Origin of the sequence: Shewanella sp. T24-MNA-CIBAN-0130, assembly GCF_040310185.1 — a bacterium.
GTDB lineage: Bacteria > Pseudomonadota > Gammaproteobacteria > Enterobacterales > Shewanellaceae > Shewanella > Shewanella psychromarinicola.
On sequence record NZ_JBEOPP010000282.1, the window covers coordinates 1 to 276 of the forward strand.

The 276-nt window shown below is 33.7% G+C and carries 1 pseudogene; it reads left to right on the forward strand.

Annotation, left to right across the window (positions count from 1 at the left end):
- Positions 1-82 precede the first annotated feature (82 nt).
- Positions 83-276, forward strand: a pseudogene (locus AAEZ02_RS22390) (glucose/galactose MFS transporter); the annotation flags it as partial.

Consider the following 276-nt stretch of genomic DNA (forward strand, 5'->3'; position numbering starts at 1 on the left):
CTTCTGGATGGTTTAAAGACAGCTGAAAACTAAAACAGGGCACCTTAAGAATAGATTTATAATAATAAAATACGGAGAACACATGGCAAGTTCAGCACCAGTGACAACACACACACAGTCGCAAAACTATCAGGATAAAAATTACAGTTTTGCATTAACTTCTCTAACAACATTATTTTTTATGTGGGGATTTATAACCTGCTTAAATGATATTTTAATCCCACACTTAAAAGCCGTATTTAACTTAACGTATGTACAAGCCATGTTGGTTCAGTT